At 60.9% G+C, this 19,375-nt stretch carries 18 protein-coding genes; 12 read left to right on the top strand and 6 right to left on the bottom strand.

From position 1 onward, the window contains the following. The first annotated feature begins 9 nt into the window (after nt 1-9). Nucleotides 10-123 carry a cytochrome c oxidase subunit CcoM gene (gene ccoM, locus VLA07_RS01890; RefSeq protein WP_003222396.1) on the top strand — a complete coding sequence of 38 codons (114 nt, stop codon included), beginning with the start codon at nt 10-12 and terminating at the stop codon, nt 121-123. Nucleotides 124-1,173: 1,050 nt separating this feature from the next. Here the strand turns inward: ccoM and VLA07_RS01885 are convergent. Next, entirely contained in the window at nt 1,174-2,649 is a 1,476-nt protein-coding gene (locus tag VLA07_RS01885; RefSeq protein ID WP_003222397.1) for an inorganic phosphate transporter, read from the bottom strand. Between the two features lie 376 nt (nt 2,650-3,025). Continuing rightward, complete coding sequence (locus tag VLA07_RS01880; protein ID WP_003222398.1) at nt 3,026-3,226, bottom strand: hypothetical protein; 201 nt, start codon at nt 3,224-3,226, stop codon at nt 3,026-3,028. A 653-nt stretch (nt 3,227-3,879) separates the two neighbouring features. Here VLA07_RS01880 and pcaR point away from each other — a divergent pair. The 11 genes from pcaR to pcaC all read left to right on the top strand — a co-directional run bounded on the left by pcaR (nt 3,880) and on the right by pcaC (nt 14,895). Further along, entirely contained in the window at nt 3,880-4,722 is an 843-nt protein-coding gene (gene pcaR, locus VLA07_RS01875) for a pca regulon transcriptional regulator PcaR (RefSeq protein ID WP_007963153.1), read from the top strand. A gap of 294 nt (nt 4,723-5,016) precedes the next feature. After that, on the top strand, nt 5,017-6,363 hold the full coding sequence (locus VLA07_RS01870; RefSeq protein WP_027614391.1) for an MFS transporter: 1,347 nt from the start codon (nt 5,017-5,019) through the stop codon (nt 6,361-6,363). Nucleotides 6,364-6,636: 273 nt separating this feature from the next. Next, nucleotides 6,637-7,494, top strand: coding sequence for a CoA transferase subunit A (locus VLA07_RS01865; RefSeq protein ID WP_003222404.1), 858 nt, complete (start codon nt 6,637-6,639; stop codon nt 7,492-7,494). Continuing rightward, nucleotides 7,494-8,273 carry a CoA-transferase subunit beta gene (locus tag VLA07_RS01860; RefSeq protein WP_027614392.1) on the top strand — a complete coding sequence of 260 codons (780 nt, stop codon included), beginning with the start codon at nt 7,494-7,496 and terminating at the stop codon, nt 8,271-8,273. Before VLA07_RS01865 ends, VLA07_RS01860 begins: the two co-directional genes overlap by 1 nt. Beyond that, the gene (gene pcaF / locus VLA07_RS01855; RefSeq protein ID WP_285373241.1) at nt 8,270-9,475 is read left to right on the top strand and encodes a 3-oxoadipyl-CoA thiolase; all 1,206 of its coding nucleotides are present in this window, start codon (nt 8,270-8,272) and stop codon (nt 9,473-9,475) included. The genes VLA07_RS01860 and pcaF overlap by 4 nt, the downstream gene beginning before the upstream one ends. A 37-nt stretch (nt 9,476-9,512) precedes the next feature. Next, complete coding sequence (gene pcaH / locus VLA07_RS01850) at nt 9,513-10,217, top strand: protocatechuate 3,4-dioxygenase subunit beta (protein ID WP_027614394.1); 705 nt, start codon at nt 9,513-9,515, stop codon at nt 10,215-10,217. A gap of 1 nt (nt 10,218) precedes the next feature. Next, complete coding sequence (pcaG, locus tag VLA07_RS01845) at nt 10,219-10,785, top strand: protocatechuate 3,4-dioxygenase subunit alpha (protein ID WP_027614395.1); 567 nt, start codon at nt 10,219-10,221, stop codon at nt 10,783-10,785. A 196-nt stretch (nt 10,786-10,981) separates the two neighbouring features. Further along, entirely contained in the window at nt 10,982-12,277 is a 1,296-nt protein-coding gene (locus tag VLA07_RS01840; RefSeq protein ID WP_041070509.1) for an MFS family transporter, read from the top strand. 46 nt (nt 12,278-12,323) lie between these two features. Further along, the gene (locus VLA07_RS01835; RefSeq protein ID WP_333988318.1) at nt 12,324-13,688 is read left to right on the top strand and encodes a 3-carboxy-cis,cis-muconate cycloisomerase; all 1,365 of its coding nucleotides are present in this window, start codon (nt 12,324-12,326) and stop codon (nt 13,686-13,688) included. A 12-nt stretch (nt 13,689-13,700) separates the two neighbouring features. Further along, nucleotides 13,701-14,492, top strand: a complete 792-nt coding sequence (gene pcaD, locus VLA07_RS01830) for a 3-oxoadipate enol-lactonase (RefSeq protein WP_103369029.1) — start codon at nt 13,701-13,703, stop codon at nt 14,490-14,492. A gap of 10 nt (nt 14,493-14,502) precedes the next feature. Beyond that, on the top strand, nt 14,503-14,895 hold the full coding sequence (gene pcaC, locus VLA07_RS01825) for a 4-carboxymuconolactone decarboxylase (RefSeq protein ID WP_027614399.1): 393 nt from the start codon (nt 14,503-14,505) through the stop codon (nt 14,893-14,895). 350 nt (nt 14,896-15,245) lie between these two features. Here the strand turns inward: pcaC and VLA07_RS01820 are convergent, their stop codons facing one another. The 4 genes from VLA07_RS01820 to VLA07_RS01805 form a co-directional block, all read right to left on the bottom strand. After that, on the bottom strand, nt 15,246-16,064 hold the full coding sequence (locus VLA07_RS01820; RefSeq protein WP_333988317.1) for a methyltransferase domain-containing protein: 819 nt from the start codon (nt 16,062-16,064) through the stop codon (nt 15,246-15,248). A 21-nt stretch (nt 16,065-16,085) separates the two neighbouring features. Next, nucleotides 16,086-16,442: a DUF1641 domain-containing protein gene (locus VLA07_RS01815; RefSeq protein ID WP_095138480.1), complete on the bottom strand. Its 357-nt coding sequence runs from the start codon at nt 16,440-16,442 to the stop codon at nt 16,086-16,088. A 26-nt stretch (nt 16,443-16,468) separates the two neighbouring features. Then, the gene (locus VLA07_RS01810; RefSeq protein WP_333988316.1) at nt 16,469-17,659 is read right to left on the bottom strand and encodes an NAD(P)/FAD-dependent oxidoreductase; all 1,191 of its coding nucleotides are present in this window, start codon (nt 17,657-17,659) and stop codon (nt 16,469-16,471) included. 187 nt (nt 17,660-17,846) lie between these two features. Continuing rightward, nucleotides 17,847-19,106, bottom strand: a complete 1,260-nt coding sequence (locus tag VLA07_RS01805; RefSeq protein ID WP_097086604.1) for an OprD family porin — start codon at nt 19,104-19,106, stop codon at nt 17,847-17,849. Nucleotides 19,107-19,375 lie beyond the last annotated feature (269 nt).

Here is a 19,375-nt window from a genome sequence, read left to right as displayed (position 1 = left end):
GCCACAGTCATGTTTTTCGATAACGTGGTGTTTGCCGGGGTTCTGACCGTGGGGCTCATGGTTCTGTTTTTTGCAGGGTTTGGATTTTTTATCTGGAAGGATGCGAATAAGCGCAAGAAGTAGGTCTTTCCGGGTTTGATGAGCACGCAAGGCATTTTGGGGCGACTTCGGTTGCCCCTTTTTTTTGTGTCTTGGCGGCCTTTGGGCCGACCATGCTGTGGGTTGTTGGGTGTGAATATCCGTTGCTGCGGGTGTTGCTGATTAGGGTTCCGCCCTTACGGCGGGTCACTTTTGACAAACGCCTCAAAAGTAACCAAAAAGGCTTTACCCTGACGTTCGGCCCTCGCTTAGGCTCGGGTTCCTTCGCTGCGGGATTCATCCGGGGGGCAGCGCCTACGGTTTGCTTCGCTGCACCTCCTCTCGCTGTGTTTGGCTGCGCCAAACGGTCGCTGCGCTCCCACCCCCGGATAAACCCCTCCACTCAGCCTGCCGACGGGCCCTCAGATCAAAAGCTTTACTCGAGCTAACGCTCATCGTGTTGAGTGGTGGAAAAGCGTGCGCTCGGCTTTTGCTTTTCTGTAGGAGCCAGCCTGCTGGCGATGGCGGCCTACGAGCCGACCGATCTCTGACTGAATGCACTCATCCAACTGTGGGAGCGAGCTTGCTCGCGAAGGCGGCCTGACAGCCGACCAAATCTCAAAACTGAATACACCCAATCCCCTGTAGGAACTGCCGAAGGCTGTGATCTTTTGATCTGCTTTGGCTTTGGCTTTGGCTTTGGCTTTGGCTTTGGCTCTTGCTCTGGCTCTTGATGTGGCTTTTGATCTTCAGCCCCTTCGGCAGGCCGAGCGTAGGTGTCCATCAGGGGGTTAGGCGCGCAGCGCCATGCGGCGAAGCCGCATACATCGAGAGGAGGTGCAGCGAAGCAAACCGGAGGCGATGCCCCCTGATGGACACCGTAGCGAGGGAACACTGAGCCTCAGCGAAGTGCCGTACGCCGGGGGAAGCCTTTTTGGTTACTTTTTCGGCGTTTGGAAAAAGTGACCCGCCGTAAGGGCGGAACCGTAATCAGCAACCCCCGCAGCAATGGATATTCCCCCAATCCAACTCGCAGCCAAAACAAAAAAAGGCGCGATCCTCACGAATCGCGCCTTTCTCATGTACTGCGGTCTATCAGCTACCCAGCGCTTTGGATGCCAACCAGAACAACCCAGCCGACAACGCCACAGTCGCTGGCAAGGTCAGCACCCACGCCAGCAGGATAGTGCGAACAGTCCCACCCTGCAGGCCGCTCTTGTTGGCGACCATGGTGCCGGCCACGCCCGAGGACAGCACGTGAGTGGTCGATACCGGCAGACTGAAGATGTTGGCCATACCGATCAAACTGGCGGTAGTGATCTGCGCCGACATGCCTTGAGAGTAGGTCATGCCCTGCTTGCCGATCTTCTCGCCGATGGTCAGTACCACGCGTTTCCAGCCGACCATGGTACCCAGGCCAAGGGCCAGGGCCACCGCCAGAATCACCCAGAACGGGGCGTATTCGGTGGTGGTGGTCAGGTCTTTGCGCAGTTTGTCCAGGTCAGCCTTCTCACGCGCTTCCAGGCCTGGCAGCTTGCCGACTTTCTTCGCGGTGTCGTCCAGGCACAGCAGGTAACGACGCACTTCGATGCGGCTTTCCGAGGACAGCGAATGGTAGTCCGCTACACCTTTAAGGGTGCCAAGCAGGGCGTTGATGGTCGGTTCGGTCTGCTGCGGGTTGCAGCGGAATTTCTCCGGCAGATCGCCTTCAACACTTTTGCCCAGGGCCAGGAATTCGCCCAGAGAATCGGCATTGCGCTTGTAGAACTGGCTCAGGTGCAGGGTCGCGTCGCGGGTGCGCTCGATCTGGTAGGTGGTGCTGCTCAGGTCGAGGACGAACTGCGCAGGCACGATACCGATCAATACCAGCATGATCAGGCCGATGCCTTTCTGGCCATCGTTGGAACCGTGCACGAAGCTCACGGCCATGGCCGAAATCACCAGAACCAGACGGTTCCAGAACGGCGGGTGCTTTTTGTCGTCGATCTTGCGGCGCTGTTCCGGGGTCTTGTGCATCTTCGACAGCGGACGCCACCACTTCAGGCCGATCAGGATCAGCGCGGCAATCAGGAAGCCAGCCATTGGCGAAAACACCAGCGAGGCGCCGATGTCGATCGCTTTCTGCCAGTTCACGCCGTCGGCCAACGGGATGTTGTTGATCAGGGCATTGGCCAGGCCGACGCCGAGGATCGAGCCGATCAGGGTGTGGGAACTGGAGGCCGGGATACCGAAGTACCAGGTGCCCAGGTTCCAGGTGATCGCCGCGGCGAGCAACGAGAACACCATCGCCAGGCCATGGCCGGTATTCACATTGATCAGCAGTTCTACCGGCAGCAGGTGAACAATGGCATACGCCACGCCAACGCCGCCCAGCAACACGCCGAGGAAGTTGAACACACCGGAGAAGAACACCGCCAGGTGAGGCGGCATGGCTTTGGTGTAGATAACAGTGGCTACCGCGTTAGCGGTGTCATGAAATCCATTGATGAACTCGAAGGCGAGGACAAACGTCAGGGCGAGCAAGAGGCTCACAAGCACCCAAGCATCCAGTCCGCTGAATAAATCGATCATGAAGGTTTTCTGACCCGGTCATAAGGGGGCGCGATTATGCCAGAAAAGACTGGAAATCGATCCCCTACCTGCTCATCGGTAGCAATCAATGTCGAATTAAATTGTTGCAAGGTGCAAAGCCCTAGCGTGACGCAGGGTTTTTTAAGTCATTGATTAGCTTGTAAAAACCTTTGGGCAGCAAGCAATTTGTCGAGCGCGCGCGAGCCTCAAACGCCTGTGTGAAATATCTCTGAAACGAGTCAGACACGCTCCTTTCCCGTGCAGGCCGGGGGAGGTAGGCCGCTGCCCGCGGATAGCGGGCGCGCAAGGCATGGTCGGGTCACCGTGCTTTTAGCCGGTGGCGACGCAGACCCTCGAAAATCTCAGGATCGCCCGTTCAGGGCTCTTCGGTTTTGAGTTCTTCTTCCATCTTTTTCAGTTCTTGCTGGAAAACCTGATCCTGAACGGTGGGGCGTTTGCGCCATGCCTTGCGTTCCGGTTCGGGTTGCGCGGCGTAGGTGGTGACTTCCCCGCCGTAAACTTCCTTGTAACGTTGTTCCTGGCGCTCAAGTTCCGCGCGCAGTTCGTCTTTCGTCACAGTGCTACCTGTTTGAGTTGAGATAAATATCTGGTGAAACGCACGGCAACGAGTCGATTGAACACGTCCACCAAAGGGCCATGCCGGTTCAGGCATTGGCGTTATCGGCAAGGCGATCAAGACTTCCATGTTGCAGGCGGCTACGGCACCAGATTAAAACTGACGCAGCATCAGTTTCCTGTTTCAGCAAGCGCGCTGGCGGTGCATGAATAATGAGCGTCAGGCGCTGGCCGGGCTGACGGCAATAGGCATCGGGTCAGCGGGCGGCACCCTCGGCCAGTGAAAACGTGGCGCCACTGAGGTGCATTATAGCGGTCGATTCGGGAATGACTATCTTTGCCAAGTTAAAAACGGTTCGGGATGTGTGATCGTTTTGTTACTGACAAGTTTTATCGCTAGTTGAAATTCGCCGAAACCTTTTAAGGACTCGCGTTCAGTTTCTGGCGCCATTAAGTCGATCAACTAATGAGGCATGCGAAGTTGGATGAACAGGCAGGTGAATGAATGAAGAAGCCAAGAAGGACAGCGGCTGATGGATTGCGATAATCGGTCGGCGGTTCGATAATCGCCCAATCTTGGCGTCTCGACTCTTGTGCATCTGCTGGCGAGCCGCTTGTATAGCCATTGATCCGTGCCGGAAACAAGGACAAGAAATGAACGATCAAATGCGCAACTCCTTCACCTCCGTGGCGCCGCCGATCGTCGCTTCGCCGGCCAAACGCATCCAGGCGCTGACCGGCGATCCGGATTTCATGACCTCGCTGGCCCGTGGCCTGGCGGTGGTGCAGGCGTTTCAGGAGCGCAAGCGGCACCTGACCATCGCCCAGATCAGCCATCGCACGGAAATTCCCCGCGCTGCCGTGCGCCGTTGCCTGCACACACTGATCAAACTGGGTTACGCCACCACTGATGGCCGTACTTACTCGTTGCTGCCCAAAGTGCTGACTCTCGGGCACGCGTATCTGTCGTCGACGCCGCTGGCGGTGTCGGCCCAGCCGTATCTCGACCGCATGAGCGAGCAACTGCACGAAGCCTGCAACATGGCCACGCTCGAAGGTGACGACATTCTGTACATCGCCCGTTCGGCGACCACGCAGCGGTTGATCTCGGTGGATCTGTCGGTGGGCGGGCGTCTGCCGGCCTATTGCACATCGATGGGCCGCATCCTGCTGGCGGCGCTGGACGACACCTCGCTGCGCGAATACCTCGACCATGCCGAACTGGTGGCCAAGACCAGCCGCACGCTGCACACCCCCGAAAGTCTGCTCGAATGCCTGCAGGAAGTACGGCAGCAGGGATGGTGCATCGTCGATCAGGAACTCGAACAAGGCCTGCGTTCGATTGCCGTGCCGGTTTACGATGCGTCGGGCCAGGTGGTGGCGGCGCTTAATGTCAGCACCCACGCCGGCCGCGTCAGCCGTACCGAACTGGAACAACGCTTCCTGCCGGGCCTGCTCAGTGCCAGCCGCGACCTCAGCGCGCAGTTGTTCGCCTGATGAAGCTGTTCGATAAACGCACAGTGTTGCGTTTATCGAATTGACGCTAAAAGCCCCGGATCATTAATGTCGCGGCAGCGTCATCCGGCGCAGATTCGAATGAGCCTGCCGGATTGTCGACTCCCATAATAATGACAAGAGGCAACTCACCATGCGCATGCTCCCCGACTGTCTCAGCTCCATTCCCTGTTGCCGGATTCACCGCAACGCCTGATTTCGATCTTCTATTCTTGTGACCGTGCCGCTCTCTGGCCGGCCGCCGTTCGACTGCGTTTTTTGCGTGGAATAAAAATAATGAACCAGCCTCAGTCCGCTGTAGGTAACTGCCTCGACGTGCAGACCTTCATCAATGCCCAACCGATCTCGCGCTATCAGTGGCGGGTGGTGATTCTGTGTTTCCTGATTGTATTTCTCGATGGTCTCGACACCGCGGCGATGGGTTTTATCGCGCCGGCACTGTCCCAGGACTGGGGCATCGACCGCGCCAGCCTTGGCCCGGTAATGAGCGCCGCGTTGATCGGCATGGTCTTCGGCGCACTGGGTTCCGGCCCGCTGGCTGACCGCTTCGGACGCAAAGTGGTGCTGGTTGGCGCGGTGCTGCTGTTCGGCGCTTTCAGCCTGGCCTCGGCCTACAGCACCAACGTCGAGCAACTGCTGGTGTTGCGCTTCCTCACCGGCCTCGGTCTGGGCGCCGGCATGCCCAACGCCACCACGCTGCTCTCGGAATACACCCCGGAGCGCAAGAAATCCTTGCTGGTGACCAGCATGTTCTGCGGCTTCAACCTTGGCATGGCCGGTGGCGGTTTCATTTCGGCGAAGCTGATCCCGGCGTTCGGCTGGCACAGCCTGCTGCTGATCGGCGGGATCCTGCCGCTGATCCTCGCGGTGGTGCTGCTGTTCTGGCTGCCGGAGTCGGCGCGTTTTCTGGTGGTGCGCAATCGCGGCACCGACAAAGTACGCAAGACCTTGTCGCCAATCGATCCGGTCACCGTCGCGCAGGCCTCGAGTTTCAGCGTGCCGGAACAGAAAACCGTCAAGGCGCGCAACGTGTTCGCGGTGATTTTCTCCGGCACCTACAGCGTCGGTACCTTGCTGCTGTGGCTGACCTACTTCATGGGCCTGGTCATCGTTTATCTGCTGACCAGTTGGCTGCCGACCCTGATGCGTGACAGCGGCGCGAGCATGGAGCAGGCGGCGTTCATCGGCGCGTTGTTCCAGTTCGGCGGGGTGTTGAGTGCGGTCGCTGTGGGCTGGGCGATGGATCGCTTCAATCCGCACAAGGTCATCGGCACTTTTTACCTGCTGGCCGGGGTGTTTGCCTACGCGGTGGGGCAGAGTCTGGGCAACATCACATTGCTCGCGACCTTGGTGCTGGTGGCCGGGATGTGCGTCAACGGTGCGCAATCGGCGATGCCTTCATTGGCGGCGCGGTTTTATCCGACGCAGGGGCGGGCGACCGGGGTGTCGTGGATGCTCGGGATTGGCCGGTTTGGCGCGATTCTCGGGGCGTGGATGGGCGCGACGTTGCTGGGGTTGGGTTGGAACTTCGAACAGGTGCTGACGGCGTTGGTGATTCCGGCGGCGTTGGCGACGACGGCCGTGGTGATTAAAGGCATGGTCAGTCATGCGGATGCGACCTGAGTCGAGTCATTTTGATTTGCGTTGAATGTTCCGACGCCTTCGCGAGCAAGCCCGCTCCCACAGGGAAAACACATTTCAAATGTGGGAGCGGGCTTGCTCGCGAAGCTTTTGCTTGTGATTGATAGGGTGATAACAATCCGTTCGATAAACGAACACTCAGTCGATTATCGGATTGTTTGGCGATTTTCAGCGGCTTAATCTTCAGTGACTCCGGCGCTGAACCTCGCGCCTTTTTATCACTGGCGATTCACTACAAAAACGGGAGCCTGCTCCATGGCTGAGATCCTTTCGCTGCACGACGCGGTGAAGCAATTCGTCAACGACGGCGACACCGTCGCGCTCGAAGGCTTCACTCACCTGATCCCTACGGCGGCAGGTCATGAAATCATTCGGCAGGGCAAGAAAGATCTGACCCTGGTGCGGATGACGCCTGACCTGATCTACGACCAACTGATCGGTGCCGGTTGTGCACGCAAGCTGATCTTTTCCTGGGGCGGCAATCCGGGTGTGGGTTCGCTGCACCGTCTGCGCGATGCGGTCGAGAAGCAGTGGCCGCATGCCCTGGAAATCGAAGAGCACAGCCACGCCGACCTGGCCAACGCCTACGTCGCCGGCGCTTCCGGCCTACCGTTCGCCGTGCTGCGGGCCTACGCCGGTTCCGACCTGCCGAAGGTCAACCCGCTGATCAAGTCCGTGACCTGCCCGTTCACCGGTGAAGTGCTGGCGGCCGTGCCGTCGGTGCGTCCGGACGTCACCGTGATCCACGCGCAGAAAGCCGACCGTCAGGGCAACGTGCTGCTGTGGGGCATTCTCGGGGTGCAGAAAGAAGCGGCACTGGCGGCCAAGCGCTGCATCGTCACCGTCGAGGAAATCGTCGACAACCTCAACGCCCCGATGAACGCTTGCGTGCTGCCGACCTGGGCCTTGAGCGCGGTTTGCCACGTACCCGGCGGTGCGCATCCGTCCTACGCCCACGGTTACACCGAGCGTGACAATCGCTTCTATCAGGCGTGGGATCCGATCGCCCGCGACCGTGAGACGTTTACCGCGTGGATCAACGAATACATCCATGGCTGCGCTGACTTCAGCGAGTTCCAGGCCAAGTTGGCCGCTGCTTCGGAGGCCAAGTAATGACTTACACCACCAATGAAATGATGACCGTCGCTGCGGCCCGTCGCCTGAAGAACGGCTCGGTGTGCTTCGTCGGCATCGGCCTGCCGTCGAAAGCCGCCAACCTCGCGCGCCTGACTTCGTCGCCGGACGTGGTGCTGATCTATGAATCGGGCCCGATTGGCGCCAAGCCTAGCGTGCTGCCGCTGTCGATCGGTGACGGCGAGTTGGCAGAGACCGCCGACACCGTCGTGCCGACCGGTGAGATTTTTCGCTACTGGCTGCAGGGCGGGCGCATCGACGTCGGTTTTCTCGGCGCGGCGCAGGTCGACCGTTTCGGCAACATCAACACCACGGTGGTCGGCGACTATCACGCACCGAAAGTTCGCCTGCCGGGTGCCGGTGGCGCGCCGGAAATCGCCGGTTCGGCGAAGAGCGTGTTGATTATCCTCAAGCAGTCGGCGCGCTCGTTCGTCGACAAGCTCGACTTCATTACCTCGGTCGGGCATGGCGAGGGCGGCGATTCGCGCAAGCGTCTGGGCCTGCCGGGTGCCGGCCCGGTCGGGATCATCACCGACCTGTGCATCATGGAACCGGAGCAGGGCACCCACGAATTCGTGGTCACCGCACTGCATCCGGGCGTGACCCGCGAGCAAGTGGTCGCCGCCACCGGTTGGGCGATCCGCTTTGCCGACAACGTTGAAACCACGGCGGCACCGACCGAGGTCGAACTCACTGCACTGCGCGATCTCGAAGCGCGCACCGCCGCCGCCCACGGCCAGGCACCGGGAGAAGCATGATGCGTGACGTGTATATCTGCGACGCGATTCGCACCCCCATCGGCCGTTTTGGCGGCGGTTTGTCCGCCGTGCGCGCCGACGATCTGGCCGCCGTGCCGATCAAGGCGCTGATGGAACGCAATCCCTCGGTGGACTGGAACGCGATCGACGAAGTGTTCCTCGGCTGCGCCAACCAGGCTGGTGAAGACAACCGCAACGTGGCGCGCATGGCGCTGCTGCTGGCGGGTCTGCCGGACAGCGTGCCGGGCGTGACCCTCAACCGTCTGTGTGCTTCGGGCATGGACGCGATCGGCACTGCTTTCCGTGCGATTGCCAGCGGCGAGATGGAGCTGGCGATTGCCGGCGGCGTCGAGTCGATGTCCCGCGCGCCGTTCGTGATGGGCAAGTCGGACGCAGCGTTCTCGCGCAACATGAAACTGGAAGACACCACCATTGGCTGGCGTTTCATCAACCCGCTGATGAAGGCCCAGTACGGCGTCGACGCGATGCCGCAGACCGCCGACAACGTGGCAGACGACTATAAAGTGTCGCGTGCCGACCAAGACGCGTTTGCCCTGCGCAGTCAGCAACGCACGGCCGCTGCACAGGCTGCGGGCTACTTCGCCGAGGAAATCGTCGAAGTGCGGATCGCCCACAAGAAGGGCGAAACCGTGGTCAGCCAGGACGAGCATCCACGCGCCGACACGACAATTGAAGCGCTGACCAAACTCAAACCGGTCAACGGCCCGGACAAGACCGTCACCGCCGGCAACGCGTCCGGGGTCAACGACGGCGCTGCCGCGCTGATTCTCGCGTCGGCGGAAGCGGTGAAAAAACACGGCCTGACAGCACGGGCCAAAGTGCTGGGTATGGCCAGCGCCGGTGTTGCACCTAGGGTGATGGGCATCGGCCCGGTGCCGGCGGTGCGCAAACTGATCGAGCGTCTCGGCGTGGCGGTCAGCGATTTCGATGTGATCGAACTCAACGAAGCCTTCGCCAGCCAGGGCCTGGCGGTGCTGCGTGAATTGGGTCTGGCCGACGATGCGCCGCAGGTCAACCCGAACGGTGGCGCGATTGCCTTGGGCCACCCGTTGGGCATGAGCGGCGCGCGACTGGTGCTGACTGCGCTGCATCAGCTGGAAAAGACTGGCGGCAAGAAAGGTCTGGCGACCATGTGCGTCGGCGTCGGACAGGGTCTGGCCCTGGCCATCGAACGCGTCTGACGCAGCGCGTCGACTGATAAGAACTGAGGAAAGCGAAATGACTGACAAGCCTGGCTACCGTCGTCCGCAGGAAGGCACCCAGCCCGAGTACCTGCACCCGACGTATCAATCCACCAACCTGCGCTCGCCGTCCAAACCGTTGGTGTTTCTGCCGCATTCGTTGTCGGAGATCACCGGCCCGACCATCGGTGCCGAACGCGTCGCCGAGAAAGACAACGACCTGACCGCGCAGCACGACGGCGAGCCGTTGGGCGAGCGCATCATCATTCACGGCCGTGTGCTCGACGAAAACGGTTTGCCGGTCCCGGGGATTCTGGTGGAGATCTGGCAGGCCAACGCCGCCGGTCGCTACAACCACAAGCGCGACCTGCACGACGCACCGCTGGACCCGAACTTCACCGGCACCGGCCGCACCGTGACCGACGCCGATGGCTGGTATCAGTTCCAGACCATCAAGCCCGGCGCCTATCCGTGGGGTAACCACCACAACGCGTGGCGACCGGCGCACATCCATTTCTCGCTGTTCGGGCCGAGCATCCTCACCCGTCTGGTGACGCAGATGTATTTCCCCGGCGACCCGCTGCTGGCCTACGACCCGATCTACAACTGCGTGCCGGACACCTCCGCCAAGGAACGTCTGATCGCCGCTTTCGATCTGGAAAAAACCATTCCGTCCTACGCCCTCGGCTATCGCTGGGACATCGTCTTGCGCGGCCGCGACGCCACGCCGATGGAGAAATAAGATGACGCTGACTGCCACCACGTCCCACACCGTCGGGCCGTACTACCACATCGGCCTGACCTGGCTGAACCGCGAAAACCTCGCGGTCGAACAAACCCTCGGCGAGCGCGTGGCGATCACCGGCCAAGTCGTTGACGGCAACGGCGATGTGGTCAACGACGCGATGCTCGAAGTCTGGCAGGCCAACGCCGCAGGCAAGTACGCGCACCCGGAAGACGAGCAGGACAAACCGCTGGATCCGCACTTCGAAGGTTTTGGCCGGGTGCCGGTGGACGCCGAAGGGCGCTTCCGTTTCACCACGATCAAACCGGGCACGGTCGAAGGCCTGAAGGGCTCGACCCAGGCGCCGCATCTGGTGGTGCTGGTATTTGCCCGTGGTCTGGTCAAGCACTTGCTGACACGCATCTACTTTGAAGGCGATCCGGCGAACGTCGATGATCCGCTGCTGGAATGTGTGCCGGCGGAGCGCCGCGGGACGTTGCTGGCGAAGCCGGATGCGGCGGGTGTGTATCAGTGGAATGTGATTTTGCAGGGCACTGAGGCTGAGACGGTGTTCTTCGATTACTGAAGTTCGCCCCAATCCCCTGTGGGAGCGAGCCTGCTCGCGAAAGCGGTGGGTCAGCCAACGTAAATGTCGTCTGGCACTCCCTCTTCGCGAGCAGGCTCGCTCCCACAGCGGAGAACTGTGTTGCAGATGGAACTGTGGAACGGGACTGTTGCGAAGTGTGTCTAGACTCTCACCTGTCCCTTCAGAGTAAAAAACAATGACCACTACCACCGCTCATTACACCGGCGAGGAGCGCAGCAAGCGCATCTTCGCCATTGTCGGTGCCTCGTCCGGCAACCTGGTCGAATGGTTCGACTTCTACGTCTACGCCTTCTGCGCGATCTATTTCGCCCCGGCGTTTTTCCCCTCCGACAACCCTACGGTGCAACTGGTCAACACGGCCGGGGTGTTCGCTGCCGGGTTTCTGATGCGCCCGATTGGCGGCTGGATTTTCGGGCGGCTGGCGGACAAGAAGGGCCGCAAGACCTCGATGATGATTTCGGTGCTGATGATGTGTTTCGGCTCCCTGCTCATCGCCTGTCTGCCGACTTACGCCAGCATCGGCGTCTGGGCACCGCTGCTGTTGCTGTTCGCGCGGCTGCTGCAAGGCCTGTCGGTGGGTGGCGAATATGGCACCACCGCCACCTACATGAGTGAAGTCGCGCTCAAGGGCCAGCGCGGCTTTTTCGCCTCGTTCCAGTACGTGACGCTGATTGGCGGGCAACTGCTGGCGGTGTCGCTGGTGGTGATCCTGCAACAGTTCCTCAGTGAAGATGAACTGCGTGCTTACGGCTGGCGGATTCCATTTGTTGTCGGTGCGGTGGCGGCGGTGATTTCGCTGTTCCTGCGTCGCTCCCTGAAAGAAACCACCAGCAAGGAAATGCGCGAGAACAAGGACGCCGGCAGCATCCGCGCGCTGTTCCGTGATCACAAAGCCGCTTTCATCACCGTGCTCGGTTACACCGCCGGTGGCTCGCTGATTTTCTACACCTTCACCACGTACATGCAGAAGTACCTGGTGAACACCGCCGGCATGCACGCCAAGACCGCCAGCTACATCATGACCGGCGCGCTGTTCCTGTATATGTGCATGCAGCCGCTGTTCGGCATGCTCGCCGACAAGATCGGCCGACGTAATTCGATGCTCTGGTTCGGCGCGCTCGGTACGCTGTTCACTGTGCCGATCCTGTTGAGCCTGAAAAGCATCAGCAGCCCGATTCTGGCCTTTGTGCTGATCACCGTGGCGCTGGCGATTGTCAGTTTCTACACCTCGATCAGCGGCCTGGTGAAAGCCGAAATGTTCCCGCCGGAAGTCCGCGCCCTCGGCGTCGGTCTGGCCTATGCGGTGGCCAACGCGATCTTCGGCGGTTCGGCGGAATACGTGGCCCTGAGCCTGAAAGCCGGGGGCATGGAAAACGCGTTCTACTGGTACGTCACGGTGATGATGGCGGTGGCGTTCCTGTTTAGCCTGCGCCTGCCGAAACAGGCGGCGTACTTGCACCACGATCTGTAAACCGATGTGCGCGGGCCGCATTGGCCCGCGCCGGCAAGGACTGTTTATGACTCAGCGACCGGGCAATCAATTGTTCGATGCCTACTTCACGGCCCGCGACATGCGCGAGGTGTTCTGCGATCAGGGCCGGGTGCAGGCCATGCTCGATTTCGAAGCGGCGCTGGCCCGGGCCGAGGCGCGGGTCGGGGTGATTCCGGCGTCTGCCGTGGCGCCGATTGCCGCCGCCTGCAATGCCGGTCTGTATGACTTCGCGGCGCTGGGCGAGGCGATTGCCACGGCCGGTAACTCGGCGATTCCACTGGTCAAGGCATTGGGCAAGCAGATCGCCGCGAGCAGTGCCGAGGCCGAGCGCTATGTGCATCTGGGCGCTACCAGTCAGGACGTGATGGATTCCGGGCTGGTCCTGCAATTGCGGCAGGCGCTGGAGCTGATTGAAAGCGATCTGGCAGCGCTGGCCGATTCGCTCGCCACCCAAGCGCAGCGGCATGCGGCGACGCCATTGGCCGGGCGCACCTGGCTGCAGCACGCCACACCGGTCACCCTCGGGATGAAGATCGCCGGTTGGCTCGGCGCGGTGACCCGCAGCCGTCAGCGTCTGCGCGAACTCAAGCCACGGCTGCTGGTGCTGCAATTCGGCGGTGCTTCCGGCACCCTCGCGGCGCTCGGCGAGCAAGCGCTGCCGATCGCCCAGGCGTTGGCCGAAGAGCTGCAACTGACGTTGCCTGAGCAACCGTGGCACACCCAGCGGGATCGCATCGTCGAGTTCGGCGCGGTACTCGGTTTGATCGCTGGCAGCCTCGGCAAACTCGGGCGCGACGTCAGTCTGTTGATGCAGACCGAAGCGGCGGAGGTGTTCGAGCCGTCGGCGCCGGGCAAGGGCGGTTCGTCGACCATGCCGCACAAGCGCAATCCGGTCGGCGCGGCGGTGTTGATCGGCGCAGCGACGCGGGTGCCGGGGCTGGTCTCGACGCTGTTCAGCGCCATGCCCCAGGAGCACGAACGCAGTCTCGGTCTGTGGCATGCCGAATGGGAAACCCTGCCGGACATCTGCTGCCTAGTGTCCGGTGCGCTGCAACAGGCACGCCTTTTGGCCGATGGTCTGGAGGTCGATGCCGAGCGCATGGCGCGCAATCTCGAATTGACCCAAGGGCTGGTGCTGGCCGAAGCGGTGAGCATCGTCCTCGCGCAACGGGTCGGCCGCGACACCGCACATCACCTGCTCGAACAATGCTGCAAACGCGCGGTGGCCGAACAGCGCCACCTGCGTGCGGTACTCGGCGACGAGCCGCAAGTGACCGCCGAACTGAGCAGCACCGAACTGGATCATCTGCTCGACCCCGCGCATTACCTCGGCCAGGCGCAAGTCTGGGTCGAGCGCGCGGTGGCCGAACATAACGCATTGTCTGTCTGATAGGAGAGAGCTGTGGCTTTCGTTCAACTCGCCGATGGCGAACTGCATTACGTTATTGAAGGCCCGGTCGATGCGCCGGTGCTGGTGCTGTCCAACTCGCTGGGCACCGACCTGCACATGTGGGACGCGCAGATGCCGGCGTTCACCGAGCACTTCCGGGTGCTGCGTTTCGACACCCGTGGTCACGGCCAGTCGTTGGTGACACCGGGGCCATACAGCATCGAGCAACTGGGCCGCGACGTGCTGAGTCTGCTGGATGCGCTGCACATCGAGCGTGCGCATTTCTGCGGACTGTCGATGGGCGGGTTGATCGGCCAGTGGCTGGGGATCAATGCCGGTCATCGTCTGCACAAGTTGATCGTGTGCAACACCGCCGCGAAGATCGGCGATCCGTCGGTGTGGAACCCGCGTATTGAAACCGTGCTGCGTGACGGTCCGGCAGCGATGGTCGCCCTGCGTGATGCGTCGATTGCCCGTTGGTTCACGCCTGATTTTTCCGCGGCCAATCCGGCCGCGGCGAAGAAGATCACCGACATGCTCGCGGCGACTTCGCCTGAAGGTTATGCGGCCAATTGTGCGGCAGTGCGCGATGCCGATTTCCGTGAGCAACTGGCCTCGATCAACCTGCCGCTGCTGGTGATCGCGGGTACCGAAGATGCGGTGACGCCACCGTCCGGTGGGCATTTCATTCAGGAGCATGTGCGCGGCGCCGAGTACGCCGAGTTCTATGCTGCGCACCTGTCCAACGTGCAGGCCGGTGCCGCTTTCAGTGATCGTGTGTTGGCGTTTCTGAACGCTCAGTGAGGAAGTTTTTGTGGACGAGAAACAACGTTACGACGAAGGCCTGCAAGTCCGCCGCGCGGTATTGGGCGATGCTCACGTCGACCGCAGCCTGAATGCGCTGACCGAGTTCAACTCGGAATTCCAGGAGATGATCACGCGTCACGCCTGGGGCGACATCTGGACCCGCCCGGGCCTGCCACGGCACACGCGCAGCCTGATCACCATCGCCATGCTGATCGGGATGAATCGCGAGGCCGAGCTGAAATTGCATCTGCGTGCGGCGGCCAACAACGGTGTGAGCAGGAGCGAGATCAAGGAAGTGATCATGCAGAGCGCGATTTATTGCGGGATCCCGGCGGCGAATGCCACGTTTCATCTGGCGGAGTCGGTGTGGGATGAGCTGGGAGTCGAATCCCGGGAGTGATGGTGCCTGAACTGACGCCTTCGCGAGCAAGCCCGCTCCCACATTTAGAATGCATTTCCCTGTGGGAGCGGGCTTGCTCGCGAAAGCGGCAGACGCCGTGACGCATCAATCAGCACAGGCACTCAAACCCTGGCAACATTGAAAATCCGCTCCCACATTGGGAATGCATTTCCCTGTGGGAGCGGGCTTGCTCGCGAAAGCGGCAGGCGCCGTGATGCATCAATCAGCACATGCACTCAAACCCTGGCGACAATGAAAATCCACTCCCACATTGGGAATGCATTTCCCTGTGGGAGCGGGCTTGCTCGCGAAAGCGGCAGGCGCCGTGATGCATCAATCAGCACAGGCACTCAGATCCTGGCGACAATGAAAATCCGCTTGAACGGAAACAGCGTCTGCCCGTTTTTCTCCGGCGGGTAATGTTTATGCACCCGCATCAGGAAGTGATAGATAAACCGCGCCTGTTCCTGAGACGTCAGCGTCTGCATCACCGGCCGCAGCGCCGAGACCTTCACCCAGTCGTACACCGGCGATTTGCCGCCAACCACCTGCAATTGCTCGGTTTCCCAGATCTCCAGCGACGTGGTCAGCGGCGCCAGCACGCGGTAATAGTCCTCCAGTGTCAACAATGACCGCGCAGCCATGCACTGGCGCAGTTGCGGTGTGCCGATGGGGGTGTGTCCCGGTCCCGCGTCGTCGAGGGTGTCGAGCATCAATCGATACCACAAGGCCTCGCGCCAGTCCGGCATGTGCACCGCCAGACAGCCGCCCGGGCGCAGATACCCCAGCAGGCGCGGCAGCAGGTGTTGATGATCGCCAATGAAATGCAGCACCGCCGCCGCGAGCAGCAGATCGGCCGGTTGTTCGGGTTGCCAGTCGAGCAGGTCGCACTCTTGCCATTGGGCGTTGATCGGCAGGCACCGGGCCTGATCAAGCATCTGCCGCGAGCTGTCGACACCCAGCAACTGCGCACGCGGCCAGCGCTCGGCCAGCAGTTGAGTGGCGATGCCGGTGCCGCAGCCCAGGTCATAAATTCGTCTGGGGTCGTGCAGATCGATACGGTCGAGCAATTCGTTGACCGGGCGTTGCCTGAGACGGGAAAACTGCTGGTACGCCTTGGCGTCCCAGTGGGTGCAGGCGTTCCCTGCCGTTTCGAGTTTGGCGCTCATGAGGAGGTCCTCTCTGGCGGATTACAGTTGTCGTCCAATGACGTTGAGGGTTTTCAGGACAACGGCCACGCCTTTGCGTGTGTCCTCTTCATTCAGCAGTTTGAGCAACGCCAGAGTGCCCGGCGCCGCTGACTGTGCCGATACTTCGGCTTTGGCTACGCGCACTGCATTACTGACTGTCCAGGTGGCGGCTGTGCTGCTCTCGAACAATTGCGCGAGTTTTTCCACCATGGCCGGGTCGAGCAAATCGGCGATGTCGGAAACCAGGGAAAGCAGGTCGACAATATTCTCCAGGCGTCCGCCATCGATTAACGGCTGCAGTTTTGCCATCAAGGCAGTGAACCCGGGCGTGGCTGACATTTCCTCGGGCATGTTCATGAGCAATCACTCCTCCCTGTGCAGGGTCAAAGCATTCCCCGGGCCACCGCCCAGTAAAGACCGCGATTGAAACCGTTTCTGAGCAGACCGCCCAATTTGGTCGGGGGTGTCGGCAATACATCGTGGGCGTAGTCGTACCACAGTGGCATCCCGGCATTCAGGCCCATTTGGGCTACCGCCTGTACCCGACCGTCGTATACCGAGTTGGGGGCGCCAAGACGGATCTGGGCGGTGATGTTGTTGGCGATCACCGGCGCCTGGTTATGACAGGCGCCGCCGGCCTTGCTGACCGGCAGGTCGACGGTGTCGCCGATCACGTAGACATTCTCCAGACCGTAGACCTGCAGCGTTTCGTGATTGGTCGGCAGCCATCCTTCATCATTGGCGGCGTGTGAGATGCCGCACTCACGCACCACCTCGACGGCCTGGATGGGTGGAGTAGCCATCAGAATGTCGAAGGGTTGCGCGTCGCCCTCGGCTGAGTGGGCGACTTTTGCATCGGGATCCACATGGCTCAAGGTGAAGCCACGCTGAAAATGAATGTTTTTCCGGGCAAAAATGCTCGGCAGAATTTCACCCGTGGGACGCTGCAAGAACAGACAATTGCGCAATAGCTGGGCAACCGTCGGGTAGGTGTAAATGATTTCCACTTGCTCGCGAACACCCCGGCGACGCAATAAATCATCCAGCATCAATGTCGTTTCCACGGGCGCGATTCCGCATTGGTGCGGGACGTTCGGTGTCTGCGGGAAGGACACGGTAATGAAAATCCGGCCTTTTTCGATGGTGTTCAGGCGTTGCGCCAGCTGCCGGGCAGGAAGGTATTGATAGAAGTGGTCGCCGGCTTCTTGCAGACCCGCGATGCGTTCCGGCGCCGGCACGCAGCCGGTGGCGATCACCAGAAAATCATAGTCGAAGCGCTTGCCGGTGCGGGTGCGCAATTGCTGCCCGGGAAAGTCGAAACGGGTGACTTCTTCAACGTGGAAACTGATTTCCGGGCGCAGCAATGAGCGTTCCGGACGTTTGAGTTCTTCTTCGAAGAACTGGCTGAACGCCACGTACATGAACGCAGGTTTGTAGTAATGATCGGGGGAACTGGACAGTAATGTGATCGAGACGTCGCCGCGTAGAACTTCGGGATACAGCTTGCCGACCAGTTGATTGGCCAGCATGGTTCCACCTACACCGCCACCGACGATAACTATTCGCTTGCTCATACCTGACCTCCGTGGCCAAGGCAGCTTCGCGTACAGCATCCGGAGATAACGGAAGAAAACTAAGGGCTCCTACAGCAGGCTGGAGAATTTACACACTCTGTTGACTGTATCTGCGCTTCGACAAATCGCCAGTCCGGCTGACCAGTGGTTGATGCCGGCGCCGCTTGTGCAGCGCCGGCGTGCGGGTTCAGAGCAGGCTGATCGGATAGCTGATGATCAGACGGTTTTCGTCGAACTCGTTGTTGCTGAAATCGCGGCGCATGGTCGAGTTGCGCCAGCGCACGTTGAGGTCACGCAGGGCGCCGCTCTGTACGGTGTAGCCCAGTTCCGATTCGCGGCCCCATTCCTTGCCATCGGTGATGGTTCCGGTGTGCACGTTGTCGCCGCTGATGTAGCGGTTCATCAGGGTCAGGCCGGGGATGCCCAGGGCGGCGAAGTTGTAGTCGTGGCGCACCTGCCAGGAGCGTTCCTGAGCGTTGTCGTAGCTGGCGTTGTAACTGTCGTTGGCCAGGGTGCCGCCGCTGGTGCCGTTGACCCGCATCCAGGCGCTGTCGCCGGTAAGTTTCTGCAGGCCGACGTAGAAGGTGTTGCCGCCGTAGCGGGCCGAGAACATCCCCGACCAGGTCTTGTTGTCGAGTTCGCCGGCGCGGGCGCTGCCGTCGTCCTTGCCGTAGAAGAAACCGAGGTTGGCGCCCAGCGTCCAGTCCCCGAGTGGCTGGCTGTGAGTCAGGTTGAGGTATTGCTGGCTGTAGATGTCCTTGAGTTCGGCGTTCCACAGGCCGATCTGCGTGCGTTTTTCGTTGAAAACGTACTCGCCGCCCTGAAAGTTGAAGCGATCAGAGGTGAACGCCGCTTTGCCGGTCATCGACATGTCGCTCATGCTGCTGTCGTCGCGCGGGCTGTTGGCGCGGAACTGCCCGCCATACAGGGTCAGCCCGTTGATTTCCTTCGAAGTGATCTGCCCGCCACGGAAGGTTTGCGGCAGCGAACGGCCGTCATCCGAGCGCAGGATCGGCAGCACCGGCATCCATTCGCCAACCTTGATTTCGGTCTGAGAGAGCTTGGCCTTGAACGCGACGTTGGTGCGGCCGAAGTTGTCCGCCGGCCGTCCGTCGTGATCCAGCGGCAGCAGTTGCGTGCCACCGGTGCCTTTGCCGCCATCGAGTTTCACCGAGTACAGGCCGAGCACGTCCATGCCGAAGCCGACGGTGCCTTGGGTGAAGCCGGATTTGGCGTCGAGGATGAAGTTCTGCGTCCACTCTTCAGCCTTGCCCTGAGCCTTGGTCGGGTTGGTGAAGTTGCGGTTGATGTAGAAGTTGCGCAGGTTGAGGTTGACCTTGGCACCTTCGACGAAACCGGCTTCTTCGGCTGCGGCGGGGAGGGCGACGCCGGTCAGGGCCAGGGCGATCAGGCCGGGGAGTGCGTACGGCGCAGTGGGATGAGTCATCGCAGGGTCTCTTGTTATTTTTTTAGGTCGAACAGAGCCGTTGCCGCCATTTCGGGGCGGGCACAAGCTTGCAGAATCAGGGATGAAGCGGCGGCGATCAGCCGGACGGGACAGGGCGCGGGAGCATGGTGTCGAACCTGTTGTTATTGGTTTTGTGGAGCGAATGGTGCGGGGGGCGGATGTTTTGATTCAATTGGTAAAAGCGGGTTCTGGGCGATTATCGAACGCAAGATTGAGCCGGGTTTTGTGGTGGTCGATAAGGCGCTATC

Source organism: Pseudomonas sp. S3(2024), from assembly GCF_036861315.1.
GTDB classification, from domain to species: Bacteria; Pseudomonadota; Gammaproteobacteria; order Pseudomonadales; family Pseudomonadaceae; genus Aquipseudomonas; species Aquipseudomonas putida_A.
The sequence above is the reverse complement of the archived record's forward strand: the minus strand, read 5'-3'. Positions and strand labels throughout refer to the sequence as shown.

Bases quoted from the DNA above. Each gene is read 5' to 3' on its own strand.
- VLA07_RS01885 (WP_003222397.1), bottom strand. From the start codon at position 2,649: ATGATCGATTTATTCAGCGGACTGGATGCTTGGGTGCTTGTGAGCCTC.
- VLA07_RS01805 (WP_097086604.1), bottom strand. From the start codon at position 19,106: ATGACTCATCCCACTGCGCCGTACGCACTCCCCGGCCTGATCGCCCTG.
- ccoM (WP_003222396.1), top strand. From the start codon at position 10: ATGTTTTTCGATAACGTGGTGTTTGCCGGGGTTCTGACCGTGGGGCTC.
- pcaF (WP_285373241.1), top strand. From the start codon at position 8,270: ATGATGCGTGACGTGTATATCTGCGACGCGATTCGCACCCCCATCGGC.
- VLA07_RS01870 (WP_027614391.1), top strand. From the start codon at position 5,017: ATGAACCAGCCTCAGTCCGCTGTAGGTAACTGCCTCGACGTGCAGACC.
- VLA07_RS01860 (WP_027614392.1), top strand. From the start codon at position 7,494: ATGACTTACACCACCAATGAAATGATGACCGTCGCTGCGGCCCGTCGC.
- VLA07_RS01820 (WP_333988317.1), bottom strand. From the start codon at position 16,064: ATGAGCGCCAAACTCGAAACGGCAGGGAACGCCTGCACCCACTGGGAC.
- pcaR (WP_007963153.1), top strand. From the start codon at position 3,880: ATGAACGATCAAATGCGCAACTCCTTCACCTCCGTGGCGCCGCCGATC.
- VLA07_RS01815 (WP_095138480.1), bottom strand. From the start codon at position 16,442: ATGAACATGCCCGAGGAAATGTCAGCCACGCCCGGGTTCACTGCCTTG.
- VLA07_RS01810 (WP_333988316.1), bottom strand. From the start codon at position 17,659: ATGAGCAAGCGAATAGTTATCGTCGGTGGCGGTGTAGGTGGAACCATG.
- VLA07_RS01840 (WP_041070509.1), top strand. From the start codon at position 10,982: ATGACCACTACCACCGCTCATTACACCGGCGAGGAGCGCAGCAAGCGC.
- pcaH (WP_027614394.1), top strand. From the start codon at position 9,513: ATGACTGACAAGCCTGGCTACCGTCGTCCGCAGGAAGGCACCCAGCCC.
- pcaG (WP_027614395.1), top strand. From the start codon at position 10,219: ATGACGCTGACTGCCACCACGTCCCACACCGTCGGGCCGTACTACCAC.
- VLA07_RS01835 (WP_333988318.1), top strand. From the start codon at position 12,324: ATGACTCAGCGACCGGGCAATCAATTGTTCGATGCCTACTTCACGGCC.
- VLA07_RS01865 (WP_003222404.1), top strand. From the start codon at position 6,637: ATGGCTGAGATCCTTTCGCTGCACGACGCGGTGAAGCAATTCGTCAAC.